At 74.7% G+C, this 15,345-nt stretch carries 14 protein-coding genes; 10 read left to right on the top strand and 4 right to left on the bottom strand.

Annotation, left to right across the window (positions count from 1 at the left end):
- Window positions 1–24: 24 nt before the first annotated feature.
- The gene (locus IE219_RS22290) at window positions 25–1,734 is read right to left on the bottom strand and encodes a bifunctional 3'-5' exonuclease/DNA polymerase (protein WP_189980235.1); all 1,710 of its coding nucleotides are present in this window, start codon (window positions 1,732–1,734) and stop codon (window positions 25–27) included.
- A 178-nt stretch (window positions 1,735–1,912) separates the two neighbouring features.
- Here IE219_RS22290 and IE219_RS22285 point away from each other — a divergent pair, with 178 nt between their 5' ends.
- On the top strand, window positions 1,913–2,485 hold the full coding sequence (locus IE219_RS22285) for a GNAT family N-acetyltransferase (protein ID WP_189980233.1): 573 nt from the start codon (window positions 1,913–1,915) through the stop codon (window positions 2,483–2,485).
- A gap of 53 nt (window positions 2,486–2,538) precedes the next feature.
- On the opposite strand, the gene IE219_RS22280 is transcribed toward IE219_RS22285, so the two are convergent.
- On the bottom strand, window positions 2,539–2,871 hold the full coding sequence (locus IE219_RS22280) for a hypothetical protein (protein WP_189980230.1): 333 nt from the start codon (window positions 2,869–2,871) through the stop codon (window positions 2,539–2,541).
- A 584-nt stretch (window positions 2,872–3,455) separates the two neighbouring features.
- Here IE219_RS22280 and IE219_RS22275 point away from each other — a divergent pair.
- The 3 genes from IE219_RS22275 to IE219_RS22265 all read left to right on the top strand — a co-directional run bounded on the left by IE219_RS22275 (window position 3,456) and on the right by IE219_RS22265 (window position 7,265).
- On the top strand, window positions 3,456–4,607 hold the full coding sequence (locus tag IE219_RS22275) for a DUF2786 domain-containing protein (RefSeq protein WP_189980228.1): 1,152 nt from the start codon (window positions 3,456–3,458) through the stop codon (window positions 4,605–4,607).
- 62 nt (window positions 4,608–4,669) lie between these two features.
- Window positions 4,670–6,796 carry an FUSC family protein gene (locus IE219_RS22270; RefSeq protein ID WP_189980226.1) on the top strand — a complete coding sequence of 709 codons (2,127 nt, stop codon included), beginning with the start codon at window positions 4,670–4,672 and terminating at the stop codon, window positions 6,794–6,796.
- Window positions 6,797–7,052: 256 nt separating this feature from the next.
- The gene (locus IE219_RS22265; protein ID WP_189980527.1) at window positions 7,053–7,265 is read left to right on the top strand and encodes a DUF397 domain-containing protein; all 213 of its coding nucleotides are present in this window, start codon (window positions 7,053–7,055) and stop codon (window positions 7,263–7,265) included.
- 95 nt (window positions 7,266–7,360) lie between these two features.
- Here IE219_RS22265 and IE219_RS22260 read toward each other — a convergent pair whose 3' ends face one another.
- Entirely contained in the window at window positions 7,361–7,858 is a 498-nt protein-coding gene (locus tag IE219_RS22260; protein WP_189980224.1) for an ATP-binding protein, read from the bottom strand.
- 384 nt (window positions 7,859–8,242) lie between these two features.
- Here IE219_RS22260 and IE219_RS22255 point away from each other — a divergent pair, with 384 nt between their 5' ends.
- The 6 genes from IE219_RS22255 to IE219_RS22230 all read left to right on the top strand — a co-directional run bounded on the left by IE219_RS22255 (window position 8,243) and on the right by IE219_RS22230 (window position 13,902).
- Window positions 8,243–9,115, top strand: a complete 873-nt coding sequence (locus IE219_RS22255) for a Sco1979 family transcriptional regulator (RefSeq protein WP_189980222.1) — start codon at window positions 8,243–8,245, stop codon at window positions 9,113–9,115.
- An 89-nt stretch (window positions 9,116–9,204) separates the two neighbouring features.
- The gene (locus IE219_RS22250) at window positions 9,205–10,668 is read left to right on the top strand and encodes an aldehyde dehydrogenase family protein (protein WP_189980219.1); all 1,464 of its coding nucleotides are present in this window, start codon (window positions 9,205–9,207) and stop codon (window positions 10,666–10,668) included.
- 121 nt (window positions 10,669–10,789) lie between these two features.
- Window positions 10,790–11,329, top strand: a complete 540-nt coding sequence (locus IE219_RS22245) for a DinB family protein (protein ID WP_189980217.1) — start codon at window positions 10,790–10,792, stop codon at window positions 11,327–11,329.
- Between the two features lie 42 nt (window positions 11,330–11,371).
- Window positions 11,372–12,085, top strand: coding sequence for a PadR family transcriptional regulator (locus IE219_RS22240; RefSeq protein WP_189980215.1), 714 nt, complete (start codon window positions 11,372–11,374; stop codon window positions 12,083–12,085).
- A gap of 87 nt (window positions 12,086–12,172) precedes the next feature.
- Window positions 12,173–13,141 carry an ATP-binding cassette domain-containing protein gene (locus IE219_RS22235; protein ID WP_189980213.1) on the top strand — a complete coding sequence of 323 codons (969 nt, stop codon included), beginning with the start codon at window positions 12,173–12,175 and terminating at the stop codon, window positions 13,139–13,141.
- Window positions 13,138–13,902, top strand: a complete 765-nt coding sequence (locus tag IE219_RS22230; RefSeq protein WP_189980205.1) for an ABC transporter permease — start codon at window positions 13,138–13,140, stop codon at window positions 13,900–13,902. Before IE219_RS22235 ends, IE219_RS22230 begins: the two co-directional genes overlap by 4 nt.
- Before the next feature lie 7 nt (window positions 13,903–13,909).
- On the opposite strand, the gene gad is transcribed toward IE219_RS22230, so the two are convergent.
- A complete protein-coding gene (gad, locus tag IE219_RS22225; RefSeq protein ID WP_189980202.1) occupies window positions 13,910–15,331 on the bottom strand; it encodes a glutamate decarboxylase in 1,422 nt (473 codons plus the stop codon).
- Window positions 15,332–15,345 lie beyond the last annotated feature (14 nt).

Raw genomic sequence — 15,345 nt, 5'->3', positions numbered from 1 at the left:
CCGGGAGAAGGGGGCGGTGGGCGGTCACTTGGCGTCCGCGTACCGCTCCACCGTCGCCGTCGTGAACGGGAACCGGACCGGGGTCCGCCCGAAGGCGATCAGCCCCGCCTCGTCCCCCGCCGCCCGGATCGCCTCCGTCACCGCCCCGGCCTCCTCCGCCGGGCAGTGCACGATCACCTCGTCGTGCTGGAAGAAGACCAGCTCGGCCCGCATCCCGGCGGACGCCAGGGTGCGGCGCAGGGCCGCCAGCATCAGCAGCGCCCAGTCGGCGGCACTGCCCTGGACGACGAAGTTGCGGGTGAAGCGGCCGCGCGCCCGCGCGTTCCCCGAGGCGTAGCCCGGGGTGAAGCCGGGGGCGGCGCCGTCCTCCGCCGGGGGAGGGCCGTCCGCGTCCTGCGGGAGGCCCGCCTCGCCGTCCTCGTCGGCACCGGCCGCCCGCGGGCTGGTCCGGCCCAGCCAGGTGCGGACCAGCCGGCCCTCCTCACCGGCCCGCGCCGCCTCGTCCACATAGGCGACCGCGCGGGGGAAGCGGCGGCGCAGCGCCGCCAGGTTCTTCAGGCCGTCGCCGCTGGTCTGCCCGTAGATCGCGCCCAGCAGCGCCAGCTTCGCGTGGTCCCGGTCGCCGGAGAAGGCCCGGTCCGAGAGCCGGGTGTACAGGTCGTCCGGATGCCCGGCGACGTCCATCAGGCCCGGGTCGCGGGAGATCGCGGCCAGCACCCGCGGCTCCATCTGGTCGGCGTCCGCCACCACCAGCCGCCAGCCCTCGTCGGCGACGACCGCGCGCCGGATCACCTTCGGGATCTGGAGGGCCCCGCCGCCGCTGGTCGTCCAGCGCCCGCTGACCGTGCCGCCCGGCAGGTACTCCGGCCGGAACCGGCCCTCGCGCACCCAGTCCGCCAGCCACGTCCAGCCGTGCGCCGTCCAGATCCGGTACAGCTTCTTGTACGCGATCAGCGGCTCCACCGCCGGATGGTCGACCTCCGCCAGCTCCCACCGGCGCGTCGAGCGCAGCCGGACGCCCGCCCGCGCGAAGGCCCGCACCACGTCCGCGGGCAGGTCCGGCCGGACCCGGTGGCCGAACGCCGCCGACACCTCCTCCGCCAGCTCCGCCAGCCGGCGCGGCTCGCCCCCGCCCGCGTACCGCTCGCCCAGCAGCTCGTGCAGCAGTTCCCGGTGCACGTCGGCCCGCCACGGCAGGCCCGCCCGGTGCATCTCGCCCGCCACCAGCATCCCCGCCGACTCGGCCGCCGTCAGAAGCCGCATCCTGCCCGGGTGCTCCGCCCGGTCGTGCCGGCGCTGCTGCTCCGCGTAGACCGCGAGGAGGCCCTCGAAGGACACCGGGGAGACCGGCGCCGGCTCGAACAGCGAGTCCTGCGAACCGGGCTCGGCGGCGCGCTGCGGCGGATCGGGCGGTACGGGCGCGTTCCGCAGCCGCGCCCAGGCCGCCGCCGCCGACCGGGGCTCGCCGAGCCGGCCCTCGTGCCCCAGGAGCAGCTGCTCGGCGGCCTCCACGTCGTAGCACCGCTCGACCCGGACCCCGGCGGCGAGCAGCCGCGGATACACCTCGGCCGTCGACCGCCACACCCAGCGCGCCGCCTCCGGCCGGGACCGGACCGCCGCGACCAGGTCGGGCTCGCGGCGCACCGCCCCCGCGGGCGCGCCGTCCGGCCCGAGGGGGACGAGGACCGCGCCCTCCCCCTCCGGCTCCGGCGCCAGCGCCCACCTCTCGCTCATGGGTGCGAGTCTGGCAGCCGCCACTGACAGCGGCGGGGCACGACATCCGGGGCGGGCGCGCGGATCCGCGCGCCGGCGCGGCCGACGAGCCGACAAGCCGATAAGGGGGAGCGGCGGCGGCCGGAGCCGGGCAAGCTGACCCCGTTCCCTGACGGCTCGACGACGGAGGAAGACGACGATGTACGCGATGTCCCTGGGCGACGGTGCGGAGCTGCGGCCGCTGGAGCCCTGGCAGGCCGACGAGTTCCTCGCCCACATGGACCGGGGGAGGGAGTTCATCGGCGCCCGCAACGGCCTTCCGGACGTCGTCACCGACCTGGAGTCGAGCCGGGCCTTCCTGCGGGCGTACGCGGAGAAGGCGGCGGCCGACACCGGCCGCATCCACGGCATATGGCTCGACGGCACGCTGGTCGGGGCGGTCATCCTGCGCACCCTCGACGCGGCGGCCGGGAAGGCGGAGGCCGGCTGCTGGCTCGAACCGGCCGCGACCGGCCGGGGCCTGGTCACCCGGGCGGCGCGGGCGCTGATCGGCTGGGCGGTCGAGGTGCGCGGCGTCCACCGGGTGGAGTGGGTCGTCGCCTCCTCCAACGCCCCCAGCATCGCCGTCGCCCGCCGCCTCGGCATGAAGCGGGACGCGGTCCTGCGCGAGAGCTACGCCTACCGGGGCGTCCGCCACGACATGGAGGTCTGGTCGGTCCTGGCCCCGGACTGGCACACGTCGGGGGCGACGGCCGGGACCACCGGGGGCTGACGGGGCCGCCGGGGCTGGCGGGTCCGCTGGGGTCGCTGGGGCTGACAGGACCCCTAGGCGTTCTCGGCTGCCCCGGCGTCCCCGGGTTCCTTGGCGCCCCCGGTGCCCTCGGTTTCCCCGGCGTCCACGGCGCCCCCGGTGTGCGGGACGAAGACGCTGACGCGGTACGCGGTCGGGTGGTCGCCGCGTCCGCACATCATGTCCAGCCAGAGGTCGTCCGAGGCGACCCGCTCCTCGGTGACCAGTCGGCGGGCCTCGGTGCGCCAGGCGGTCTCGTCCGGTCCGCTGTACCGGACCTCCCACCGGCCCGCCCCGGGCCGGTGGCGTTCCGCCTCGCGCTCCCGTGCCCGGGCCGCCCGCTGTTTCCGCCTGCGCTGCTTCGGCATCCGCCCATGATGGCGGAGGGCCGCACGCGCGCGTACGAAGGCGGCGGAAAACGACCGCACGCGGGCGGGGCGGCGGCCCGGCTCCGACCCCGGCCACCGCCCCGTCCCACGATCGCCGCTCAGCGGGCGAGCCGCCAGGCGGGGAGGGCCGACGCGGCGACGGCGACGGCCGCGCAGACCCCGGCGGCGGCCCCCTCCGCACCCGCGCCCGCACGCGTGCCCATGTCCGTGCCCGTACGGCTTCCCACGCGCGTGCCCGCGTCCGCGTCCGTACGGCCTCCGGCGCCCGTGCTCGTGCCCGCCGTCAGGGTCCACCGGGCCCGCAGGGCGGTAGGGACCTCGGTGTCCACAGGCTGTGGACGGCCCGGCGGGCCCGCAGCAGGGTCGACTTGCCGGCCCCGGAGGGAGAGGGGGCGGGAGCGGTGGTTCTCGTCATGGGTCCAGGCAACCGTTCCGGGCCGCCGCGCTCACGCCCGCTGCGGGGCGTCCCCGGGGTGGGGCCGGGCATACCCCGGCGGGCGGGCCGGCCGGAGGCTGAGACCATCGGGGGAGGTACGGGAACGGGGCGAGGAGGAGGCACGGCGATGCGGGACGAGGCGCGGGAGGCCACCGTCGAGCGGGCGCTGCGGGAGGCGCTGCACACCGGGGCCGGGGACGACCGCTCCCTCGACACGGCGGCCTCGCTGTTGGCCGCCGATCCGGCCGCCGACGCCGGTCTCGCGCGGCGCGGCGAGGAGTACGTGCGCGGCCTGTGGGAGCGCGGCTGGCAGCCCGCCGACGTGGCGCGCGTGGTCCGGCGCGAGCTGGCCGAGGAGCACCTGCGGCTGCTGGCCGGGCTGGTGCGGGCGGAGACGGCGCGGTACGCGGTGCTGCCGGGGCGCTGGCGGGCGCAGCTCGACGCGCTGGACGCCCCGGAGTGGACGGCGGACCGCTTCTCGTACGCGACGGCCGTCCTGGAGCTGTACCGGCTGCTGGTCCGGCTTCCCCGGCTCGACGCGGTGGGGCCGGTCCCGGGGGACGTGCTGCCTCCGGCGGCGGCCGGGGAGCCCCGGACGCTGACCCGGATCCGGGCGCTGCTCGCCAAGGCGGAGCGCACCGACTACCCGGACGAGGCGGAGGCGCTGACGGCCAAGGCGCAGGAGCTGATGGCCCGGCACAGCCTCGACGAGGCCGGGCTGGCCGCCGGGGCGCCGGCCGGGTCGGCGCCGGGCGCGCTGCGGATCGGGGTGGAGCCGCCGTACGAGCAGGCGAAGGCGATCCTGCTGGACGCGGTCGCGTCCGCGAACCACTGCCGGGCGGTGTGGAACGAGGCGTACGGCTTCTCGACCGTGGTCGGCTTCGAGGCGGACCTCGACCCGGTGGAGCTGCTGTACACCTCGCTCCTCGTGCAGGGCACGGCGGCGATGACCCGGGCGGAGGCGGAGCAGCGCCGGGGCGGCCGCAAGCGCACCAAGTCCTTCCGGCAGTCCTTCCTCCTCGCGTACGCGCACCGGCTCGGCGCCCGGCTGGCGGAGACCTCCCGCCGGGTCGCCGCCGAGGCCCCGACGCTGCTGCCGGTCCTGGCCTCCCGCGAGGTCGCGGTGGCGGCCCGTACCGACGAGCTCTTCCCCGAGACCCGGGCCACCCGGGTCCGGGCCCAGTGGGACGAGGCGGGCTGGACGCACGGCGCGTCCGCCGCCGAGGCCGCCGCCCTGGGCCCGGACCGGCCGCGCCTGCGCGAGCGGGACGGCCGGTGAGGACCCTGCGGTCACATATGGGGTGAATGTCGGCTTCGGGGTGATTCCTCTACGCTCGGATCATGAGCTGGCTCCGGGCGCTGAAGGAGACCGCCCGCTCCGGCCTCGCCGTCGAGCGGCGGCGGCTCTCCCCCCTGATCGCCGCCCGGGGCGCGCTCGGCCTGGCGCTCGTCGTGGGCTTCTCGCTCGCCCTCTTCGGGCCCGCCGTCGCGGCGGCCTCGGCGTTCGGCGCGTTCCAGGCGGCCATCGCGACCTTCCAGCGCTCCTGGCGGCCCCGGCCGACCCTCGCGCTCGCCTCCGGCGGCAGCCTCGCCGTCTCCACCTTCCTGGGCTATCTGACCGGCTCGCACACCGTCCTCTTCCTGGCCCTGCTCCTCCTGTGGACCTTCCTCTCCGGGCTGGCCTGGGCGGTCGGGCCGACGGTCGGCATCATCGCCTCCTCCAACGTGGCGATCATGCTGGTCACCATCACCCTGCCGACCTCCGTCGCGGCCGCCGCCGGACACGCGGCGATGATCTTCACCGGCGGGCTGGTCCAGGCCGCCCTGGTGGTGCTGCTGCCGGTCCGGCCCTGGGGCGCCCAGCGGGACGCGCTCGCCGACGCGCTGGCCGCCGAGGCGGACTACGCCCGCCGGCTGCGCCACGACCCGGTCGCCCCCTTCGACCCGGTCCCGCTGATGAACGCCCGCAGCGCCGCCGCCGTCACCGTCCGGCAGGCCCGCCGCCGCCCCGCCGAACTGCACGGCCCCCGGCGGCTCGCCGAACGCATCCGGCCGGTGCTCGCCTCGCTCGCCGACCCGGCCGTCGGAGCCCCCGCCGAGGGGCCCCGGCGCGACCGGGTCCGCGAGCTGCTCGCGGCGGCGGCCGAAGTCCTGGACGCCGCCGCCCGCGCCGTCCGGCACGGCGAGCCCGTCCGGCTGCCGCCCGGCGCCGTCGCCGCCCTGCGCACCCCGGACACCGGCACGATCCTCTCCGGGCGCTCCCACCGCGCCGCCCTCCGGCTCGCCGCCCTCCTCGACGACGTCGTCGAGGCGGCCGACCCGAGGACCGGGACCTCGCCGGACGACCCGGTGCCCGACGACGCCCGCTCGGTCGGGGCCCGCGCCCTGCGGCTCTTCCGCCGGGCCAAGCTCCCCGGCGGCGGCCCGGCGGCCCGCACCCGGCCGTCCCTGCCGCGGCTCGTCCCGGTGGCGGTGGCGAAGATGCGGGCCGAGCTGCGACCGGGGTCGCCGGTGCTGCGGCACGCGGTCCGGGTCTCCGCCGTGACCGCCGCCGGCTACCTGCTGGGCCTGGTGCTGCCCTTCGGACACGGCTACTGGGCGCCGATGGCGTCCGTGATGGTGATGCGGCCGGACTTCTCGCAGACGTACGCCCGCTCGGTGGCGCGCTTCGGCGGGACCCTGGTGGGGGTGGCGCTGGCCTCGGCCGTCGTGCAGACCGCCCACCCGGACACGTACCTCTCGGCCGGTCTCGCGGTCCTCTGCGCCTTCGGCATGTACCTGCTGATGCGGACGGGGTACGCGGTGAGCCAGGTGTGCGTCGCCGCGTACGTCGTCTTCCTGCTCGGCATGGAGGGCTCCGGGATCACCCAGACCGTCCGCGACCGGGTCCTGCTCACCCTCCTCGGCGGACTCCTCGCGATGCTCGCCTACGCCGTCTACCCGGCGTGGGAGACGCCCCGGCTGCGCGGCCGGCTCGCGGACTGGCTGGCCGCCTCGGGCCGGTACGCCACCGCCGTCGCCGCCCGGTACGCCGACCCGTCCGGCGCGGCCGGCCCCGACGTGCGCGAGGCCCTGCTCTCGGCCCGCGCCGCCCGGGTGGCCTGGCACGACGCGGTCGGCCGGGCCGTCCACGAGCCGGTCCGGCACCGGGGGCTCTCGCACGCGGCGGCGGAGGGCGCGGGGCACGCGCTGGCCGAGTTCGGGCGGGCCGCGATGCTCCTGGAGGCCCATCCGCCCGAGCGCGACGCCGTGCCGCTGCCCGCCGCGGCGGGGCTCGCGGAGGCGCTGCGGGAGGCGACCGAGCGGGGCGCGCGGGCGGTGCGCGAGCGGCGGGTGCCGGAGTGGGACGGCCTGCGGGAGACGGTCGCCGCCTGGGACACGGAGGTCGCCGACCCGCTGCTGCGCAAGGCGGCCCGGCTCCTCCTGGACGCCCTCGACGAACTGTCCACCACCCTCACCGACGCCTGAGCGGCCCGTCCGGGAACCTCGGCCCCCGCGCCCTCGTCCCTCCAGGAGGAGGGGCGTACGGGAAGATCGCGGGGGCTTCCGCATCCCCGCCGACCTGGCCGCACGCTGTGTCGCGTAGTGGCTACGCCACCCCCCGTGCACGTGCATCTGCTCATGCAGCCGCATGTGAACGAAGCTATGATCCGAGGAAGTTGAGTCCTGCACCAAGCAACTCGGGGAGCTACCAGTGCACCACGCGCGTCACGCGTACAACGGCATGGCGGCCGCGGAGCTGCGGGGTGTCGTCTGGCAGAAGAGCAGGCACAGCAACTCCCAGGGATCCTGCGTCGAGTTCGCCAAGCTCCCCGGCGGCGAGGTCGCCGTGCGCAACTCCCGCCACCCCGAGGGGCCCGCGCTCGTCTACACGCCGGCCGAGATAGAGGCGCTCCTGCTGGGCGTCAAGGACGGCGAGTTCGACCACCTCGTGTGACCCCCGCCGCCCCGGGCGGTGTCCGCAGGGCACGGCGAAGGGCCCCGGCGTTCCCCGCCGGGGCCCTTCCCGTCGTTCTCACGGACGCGCGCGCCCTACTCCTCCGGGCCGACCCGGAACAGCGCCCACACGACCTTGCCCTGGAGCGTCCCCGCGAGCGGGTGCCAGCCCCAGCTGTCGCTGAACGACTCCACCAGGAACAGCCCCCGGCCCGACTCGGCGGAGAAGTCCTCCTCGCCGCCGCGCGCCTCCGGGCTCTCCCGGCTGGGATCGCGCACCGCGCACACCAGGCGGGACGCCCAGCGCATCAGGTGCAGGCGCACCGGCGGATGCGCGGGGGAGTCCGGCGGGCCGTCGGGGACGGCGTGCCGCAGCGCGTTGGTGACGAGTTCGGAGACCACCAGGGCCACGTCGTCGAACCGGTCGGCGAGCCCCCAGCCGTCCAGCGTCGAGCTGGTGAACTTCCGGGCCCCGCGCACGGCTTCGTACCGGGCGGGCAGGGCGCAGGAGGCGGAGGTGGAGACGGCGCCGGGGTCGATCGGCGGGAGACCCTGCCGTAAAGGCTCGAGCACGGTCGATCCATTCGTCCCCATGCGAGGCACTCCCGGGTAGCGCGACGGTGGTGCGACAAGTGGTGCGTGGTGCGACAAGCGGTGCGACGGCACCGCAAGTGGTGCGACGACACTGCAAGTGGTGCGGACAACACGAACGAGTGCGCGGCTGCGCGGGGTCCATGGTTCCGAATGCGCCGACGTGATGCAAGGGCAGATGCACGTGCATGCGGCCGTGCGGTGCCTGACCTGTCCACGACTGTGGCGAATCTGTGGAAATCTTCTTGACAGCGGCGCGTCGGCGCGCGTCCGAATCTCTCCCCCCGGCATCCCCTTCCGTAACCAGATGTGTACGCGCTGAAGCGTTTGGTGGCAGAATCCGGGGCTCTACGGGGGCTCGTCATCGTGAAGGGGAGGGCAGCAGCCGTGACCGCGGGCGAAACCAACGGAGCGGGCGGGAGCGTGGTCCGGCGCATCCTGCTGGGCTCGCAGCTGAGGCGCCTGCGCGAGTCGCGGGGCATCACCCGCGAAGCCGCCGGGTACTCGATCCGGGCCTCCGAATCCAAGATCAGCCGCATGGAGTTGGGCAGGGTGAGCTTCAAGGCCCGGGACGTCGAGGATCTGCTCACGCTCTACGGCGTCACCGAGGAGAGCGAGCGCGGCGCCCTCCTCGGCCTGGCCCGCGAGGCCAACCTCGCCGGCTGGTGGCACAGCTTCGGCGACGTCCTGCCGGGCTGGTTCCAGACCTACATCGGCCTGGAGGCCGCCGCCTCCCTCATCCGCGTCTACGAGGTGCAGTTCGTCCACGGCCTGCTCCAGACCGAGGAGTACGCGCAGGCCGTCGTCACCCGCGGCATGCCCGACGCCTCCCGCGCCGACATCGAGCGCCGCGTCGCCCTGCGCGTCGAGCGCCAGAAGGTCCTCGTCTCCGAGCGCGCCCCGCACTTCCACGTCATCCTCGACGAGGCCGCCCTGCGCCGCCCGTACGGCGACCGGGCCGTCATGCGCGGCCAGTTGAAGCACCTCATCGAGATCTCCGAGCACCCCGGGGTCACCCTCCAGGTGATGCCGTTCAGCTTCGGCGGGCACGCCGGCGAGAGCGGCTCCTTCACCATGCTCGGCTTCCCCGAGTCGGACCTGTCCGACATCGTCTACCTGGAGCAGCTCACCGGCGCCCTCTACCTCGACAAGCGCGAGGAGGTCGCCCAGTACGGCGGCGTCATGGAGAAGCTGGCCCAGGACAGCCCCGATCCGGCCGGAAGCCGGGATCTCCTCCGGGGCCTCCTTCAACTCTCCTGATACATCAGTACGATGACGTCTCATCAGTAGCCCCGGAGACCGGGCCAGCGGGCCCGGCCGTCCGGCCGCGCGCAGAGGGGTCTCGCAGCATGCCGCACTCGCACTTCACCGACCTGGCCCACCAGTTCATCGACGGCGAGTGGAAGCCGGGCAGCGGGTCCTGGGACATCATCGACTTCAACCCCTACACCGGGGAGAAGCTCGCCTCCATCACCGTCGCCACCGCCGGCGAGGTCGACCTCGCCTACCGGGCCGCCGAGCGCGCCCAGACCGCCTGGGCCGAGACCAACCCGTACGCCCGCCGGCTCGTCCTGGAGCGCGCGCTGCGGATCGTCGAGGACCGCGAGGAGGAGATAGCCGAGACGATCGTCGCCGAACTCGGCGGCACCCGCCTCAAGGCTGCCTTCGAACTGCACCTCGCCAAGGAGTTCCTGCGCGAGTCGGTCCACCTGGCGCTGCGCCCCGAGGGCCGCATCCTGCCCTCCCCGGTGGACGGCAAGGAGAACCGCGTCTACCGCCTCCCGGTCGGCGTCGTCGGCGTCATCTCCCCCTTCAACTTCCCCTTCCTGCTCTCCCTCAAGTCGGTCGCCCCGGCCCTTGCGCTCGGCAACGCCGTCGTCCTCAAGCCGCACCAGAACACGCCGGTCTGCGGCGGCACCCTGGTCGCGAAGATCATGGAGGAGGCGGGGCTGCCCGCCGGGCTGCTCAACGTCGTCGTCACCGACATCGCCGAGATCGGCGACGCCCTCCTCACCCACCCGGTGCCGAAGGTCATCTCCTTCACCGGCTCCGACAAGGTCGGCCGCCACGTGGCCACGGTCTGCGCCCAGAACTTCAAGCACGCCGTCCTCGAACTCGGCGGCAACAGCGCCCTGATCGTCCTCGACGACGCCGACCTCGACTACGCCGTCGACGCCGCCGTCTTCAGCCGCTTCGTCCACCAGGGCCAGGTCTGCATGGCCGCCAACCGGATCCTGGTCGACCGGCGGGTCGAGGCCGAGTTCACCGAGAAGTTCGTGGCGAAGGTGCGGACGCTGCGGGTCGGCGACCCGGCCGACCCGGCCACCCACATCGGCCCGCTCATCAACTCCCAGCAGGCCGAGTCGGTCGACGGCGCCGTCGAGCAGACCCTCGCGGCCGGCGCGACCGCCCTGCTGCGCGGCACCGTCGACGGCAACCTGGTCTCCCCGTCGGTCCTCACCGGCGTCCCCGCCGACGCGGCCGTCCTCTCCCAGGAGATCTTCGGCCCGGTGGCCCTGATCCTCCCCTTCGACGGCGAGGACGACGCGGTGCGGATCGCCAACGACACGCCGTACGGGCTCAGCGGCGCCGTCCACACCGCCGACGTCGAGCGCGGCGTGCGGGTCGCGAAGCGCGTCCACACCGGCATGATCCACATCAACGACGGCACCGTGCACGACGAGCCGATCGTCCCCTTCGGCGGCGAGAAGCACTCCGGCATCGGGCGGCTCAACGGCGACGCGATGGTCGAGGCGTTCACCACCCAGAAGTGGATCTCGATCCAGCACGGCCGCAGCCGCTTCCCCTTCTAGGGCGACGCCGGGCGACGCCGGGCGACTCCGAGCGGCTTCAGGCGGCTTTAGGACGTCAGCTGTCCTCTTTCGTTCCTAGGGTGGGAACCGCACCGAGCACGACGGACGGAAGGCGGACATCATGGTGGCTCTGGTTCCCCCGGAGACTCCCGGGGACGAGCGCGGCGCGTTCCTCAACTTCATCACCACGCAGCGCGAGGCGCTCCGCCGCTCGCTCCTCGGCCTCACCGAGGAGCAGGCGGCGAGCCGCCCCAGCGCGAGCGGGCTGAGCCTCTCCGGCCTGGTCAAGCACGTCGCGGAGACCGAGCTGAACTGGCTGCGGCTCGCCCAGGAGAGGGAGAACGAGAGGCAGCGGAACGAGGAGACCTGGAACGACGCCTTCCGGCTCGTCGACGGGGAGACGATCGCCGACGTCCTCGCCTTCTGGGACGGCGTCGCCGAGGAGACCGAGGAGTTCGTCCGTACGGTCCCCGACCTGGACGCCGTCTTCCCGCTGCCGCCCGCCCCGTGGTTCCCGGCGGACGGGCGGGTCTCGGTCCGCTGGATGCTGCTCCACCTGGTGCAGGAGATGGGCCGGCACGCGGGCCACGCCGACGTGATCCGCGAATCCCTCGACGGCCGCACCTCCTTCGAGCTGATCGCCATGGAGCGCGCGGGCTGAGCCCGCCTACCCTGGTCGGAACCGATCAGGGAGGTACGTGGGATGTCGGCGATCCGCCTGCTCGTCCTGGGCGCGGTGAAGCAGCACGGCCGCGCCCACGGCTACCAGGTCCGCAACGACCTGGAGTACTGGGGCGCGCACGAGTGGTCCAACGCCAAGCCCGGCTCGATCTACCACGCGCTCAAACAGATGGCGAAGCAGGGGCTGCTGCGCGCCGACGAGAGCGCGCCGAGCACGGCCGGCGGCCCGCCCCGGGTCGAGTACGAGATCACCGGGGCGGGCCGGGCGGAGTACCTGCGGCTGCTGCGCGAGGCGCTCTCCACCTACGACCAGCAGACGGACGTCCTGTCGGCGGCGATCGGCTTCGTCGTGGACCTGCCGAGGGCGGAGGCGGTGGAGCTGCTCCGGGAGCGGCTGCGGGGCCTGGACGCCTGGCGGGCGGCGGTGACGGGCTACTACACGCCGGAGGGCGGCCCCGGGCAGCTCGGGCACATCGGCGAGATCATGCACCTGTGGGTGCACTCGGCGGACGCGGGCCGGGAGTGGACGCTCGGCCTGATCGAGCGGATCGAGGGCGGGGCGTACACCTTCGCGGGGGAGGGTGAGCCCTTCGTGGGCGTCCTGGCGGAGGGCCAGGAGAACCCGTACGCGACCGGTGACGGCGGCAGGCCGGAAGGCGGGGCCGGCGGAGCACCGGAGGGTGGGGCCGGCGGAGCACCGGCGGACGGGGCCGGCGCGCCGGAGGACAAGGATTAATCAAGTTTGACTAGCCCGTGCGAGGGGCATACCCTCCCCGCCGGACCGCTGGTCAAATTTGACTAGCGAGGAAGCGGGAGGAAACGGATGACCGAGGGCGGCGAGGCGATCCTCATGGAGGACGTGCACAAGCGGTACGGGGAGAAACGGGCCCTGGCCGGACTGGACCTGGCCGTGCGGCGCGGCACGGTCCACGGCCTGCTCGGCCCCAACGGGGCGGGCAAGACCACGGCCGTACGGGTGCTGGCCACCCTGCTGCGGTATGACGGGGGCCTGGTGCGGGTCGCCGGGCACGACGTGCGCGAGGAGGCCGCGCGGGTCCGCCGCCGGATCGGCCTGCTCGGCCAGCACGCCGCGCTCGACGAGGCGCTCAGCGGCCGGCAGAACCTGGAGATGTTCGGCCGCCTCTTCCACCTCGGCGCGCGCGGCGCCCGCGCCCGCGCCGACGAACTCCTGGAGCGCTTCGGGCTCGCCGGCACCGGCCGCACCCCCGCCGCCCGCTACAGCGGCGGCATGCGCCGCCGGCTCGACCTCGCCGCCTCGCTCCTCACCGAGCCCGAGGTGCTGTTCCTGGACGAGCCCACCACCGGCCTCGACCCGCGCGGCCGGGGCGAGGTCTGGGAGTCCGTGCGCTCCCTCGTCGACGGCGGCACGACGGTCCTGCTCACCACCCAGTACCTGGAGGAGGCGGACCGGCTCGCCGACCGGATCTCGGTGGTCGACGGCGGCCGGGTGGTCGCCGAGGGCACCCCCGGCGAGCTCAAGACCCGGGCCGGGCGGGACCGGATCGACGTCGTCGTCCGGGACGCCGACCGCCTCGACGAGGCGGTGCGGGTGCTGCCCTTCGCCCCCGGCGAGACGGCCGTCGACCGGGACCGGCGGCTGGTCAGCGCCCCCGTACGGGACCGGATGGCGGCGCTCGCCGAGACCGTGCGGGCCCTGGAGGCGGCCGGGATCGAGGCCGAGGACGTGGCGCTGCGGCGCCCCACCCTGGACGAGGCGTTCCTGCGGCTGACCGGCGCGGACGCCCGGCGCGGCGAGGAGGCGGCGGCATGAGCGCGGCGTACGCGGTCTCCGACTGCTGGACCATGACCCGGCGCGAACTCGCCCACTGGGCGCGGCAGCCGGTGCAGGTGGCCGTCGGCCTGGTCTTCCCGGTGATGATGCTGGTGATGTTCGGCTACCTGGTCGGCGGCGGCCGTACCGTCCCGGGCGACTACGTCGACTTCCTGGTGCCCGGCATGCTCACCCTCACCATGGTCTTCGGCCTGGAGGGCACCATGACGGCGGTCACCCGCGACCTCGACAAGGGCGTCGTGGACCGCTTCCGGTCCATGCCGATGACCGACGGGGCGGTCCTCGTCGGCCGGGCCGCCGCCGACATGCTCCAGTCGGCCGCCGGACTCCTGGTGATGACCGGCGTCGGGTACGCGATGGGCTGGCGCGCCCACGGCGGGCCCGCCGCCTTCGCCGGGGCCCTGGGCCTGCTCCTGCTGCTGCGCTTCGCGATGCTCTGGGCCGGGATCTTCCTGGCCCTGGTGGCGGGCCGGCCGGAGCTGGTGCAGAGCGTGCAGATCCTGGTCTGGCCCTTCGGCTTCCTCTCCAACGCCTTCGCGTCGCCGGACTCCATGCCCGGCTGGCTGGGCGCGGCCGTCGAGTGGAACCCGATGTCGGCGACGGCCACGGCGGTCCGGGAGCTGTTCGGCAATCCGGGCGGCGAGCCGGGCTGGGTGACGGCGGCGGTCCTGTGGCCGCTGGCGCTCCTCGCCCTGTTCTTCCCCCTGGCCGTACGCAGGTTCCGCCGGCTCGGGGCGTAGCACCGCGCTAGTGGTGGAAGGAGGTCGCCGCGTCCTTGTCGTGGGTGAAGGGGCGCGGCTGGCGGCGCAGTTCGGGCAGCAGCCGGTTCAGGTCCTCGACGAGGAGCCCGGCGAGGTCGGCGGAGAAGCCGTTGCGGCAGACGATCCGCAGCACGGAGAGGTCCTCGCGGTGGGCGGGGAAGGTGTAGGCGGGGACGAGCCAGCCGCGCTCGCGCAGCCTGCGGGACACGTCGAAGACGTCGTAGGCGGTGACGTCGGGCGCGGTGGTGAAGGCGAAGACGGGCAGCTGGTCGCCGCGGGTCAGGAGCCGGAAGTCGCCCATGGCCTCGATGCGTTCGGCGAGCCCCCGGGCGACGTCCCGGCTGGTCTGCTGGACGGCCCGGTAGCCCTCCCGGCCCAGCCGGAGGAAGGTGTAGTACTGCGCGACGACCTGGGCGCCGGGACGGGAGAAGTTGAGGGCGAAGGTCGGCATGTCGCCGCCGAGGTAGTTGACCCGGAAGACGAGCTCCTCGGGGAGCTCCTCGGTGCTCCGCCACAGGGCCCAGCCGACGCCGGGGTAGACCAGGCCGTACTTGTGGCCGGAGGTGTTGATGGAGGAGACGCGGGGGAGGCGGAAGTCCCAGACGAGGTCCTCGTCGAGGAAGGGGGCGACCATGCCGCCGGAGGCGCCGTCGACGTGGACGGGTACGTCGAGGCCGGTGCGGTCCCGGAGCTCGTCGAGGGCGGCGCAGATCTCGGCGACGGGCTCGTAGGAGCCGTCGAAGGTGGAGCCGAGGACGGCGACCACGCCGATGGTGTTCTCGTCGCAGAGCGCCGCGGCGGAGGCGGCGTCCAGGTGGTAGCGGTCGCCCTCCATGGGGACGAGGCGGGGCTCGACCTCCCAGAAGTCGCAGAACTTCTCCCAGCAGACCTGCACGTTGACGCCCATGATCAGGTTGGGCCGGGCGGCGGCCGGGTACCGGTCGGCGTTCCGCTTGGCCCAGCGCCGCTTGAGGGCCATCCCGGCGAGCATGCACGCCTCGCTGGAGCCGGTGGTGGAGCAGCCGACGGCGGCGGCCGGGTCGGGCGCGTGCCACAGGTCGGCGAGCATGGCGACGCAGCGGCGCTCCAGCTCGGCGGTGCGCGGGTACTCGTCCTTGTCGATCATGTTCTTGTCGCTGCACTCGGCCATCAGCACGCCGGCCTGGGGCTCCATCCAGGTGGTGACGAAGGTCGCCAGGTTGAGCCGCGAGTTCCCGTCGAGCATCAGCTCGTCGTGGACGAGCTGGTAGGCGCTGGCGGGCGGCAGCGGGCCGTCCGGCAGCCGGTGCCGGGGCGGGGCCTCGGTCATGCCGCCGACCGGGTCGGCCTCCCCGTAGAAGGGATTGAGGGCGAGCCGGCGGAAGGACTCGGAGTCGGCGGCGTCGGGTCCCTTGTGGAGGGGGGCCATGGGGTGCTCCTCGG

Origin of the sequence: Streptomyces termitum (genome assembly GCF_014650175.1) — a bacterium.
GTDB lineage: Bacteria > Actinomycetota > Actinomycetes > Streptomycetales > Streptomycetaceae > Streptomyces > Streptomyces termitum.
The sequence above is the reverse complement of the archived record's forward strand: the minus strand, read 5'-3'. Positions and strand labels throughout refer to the sequence as shown.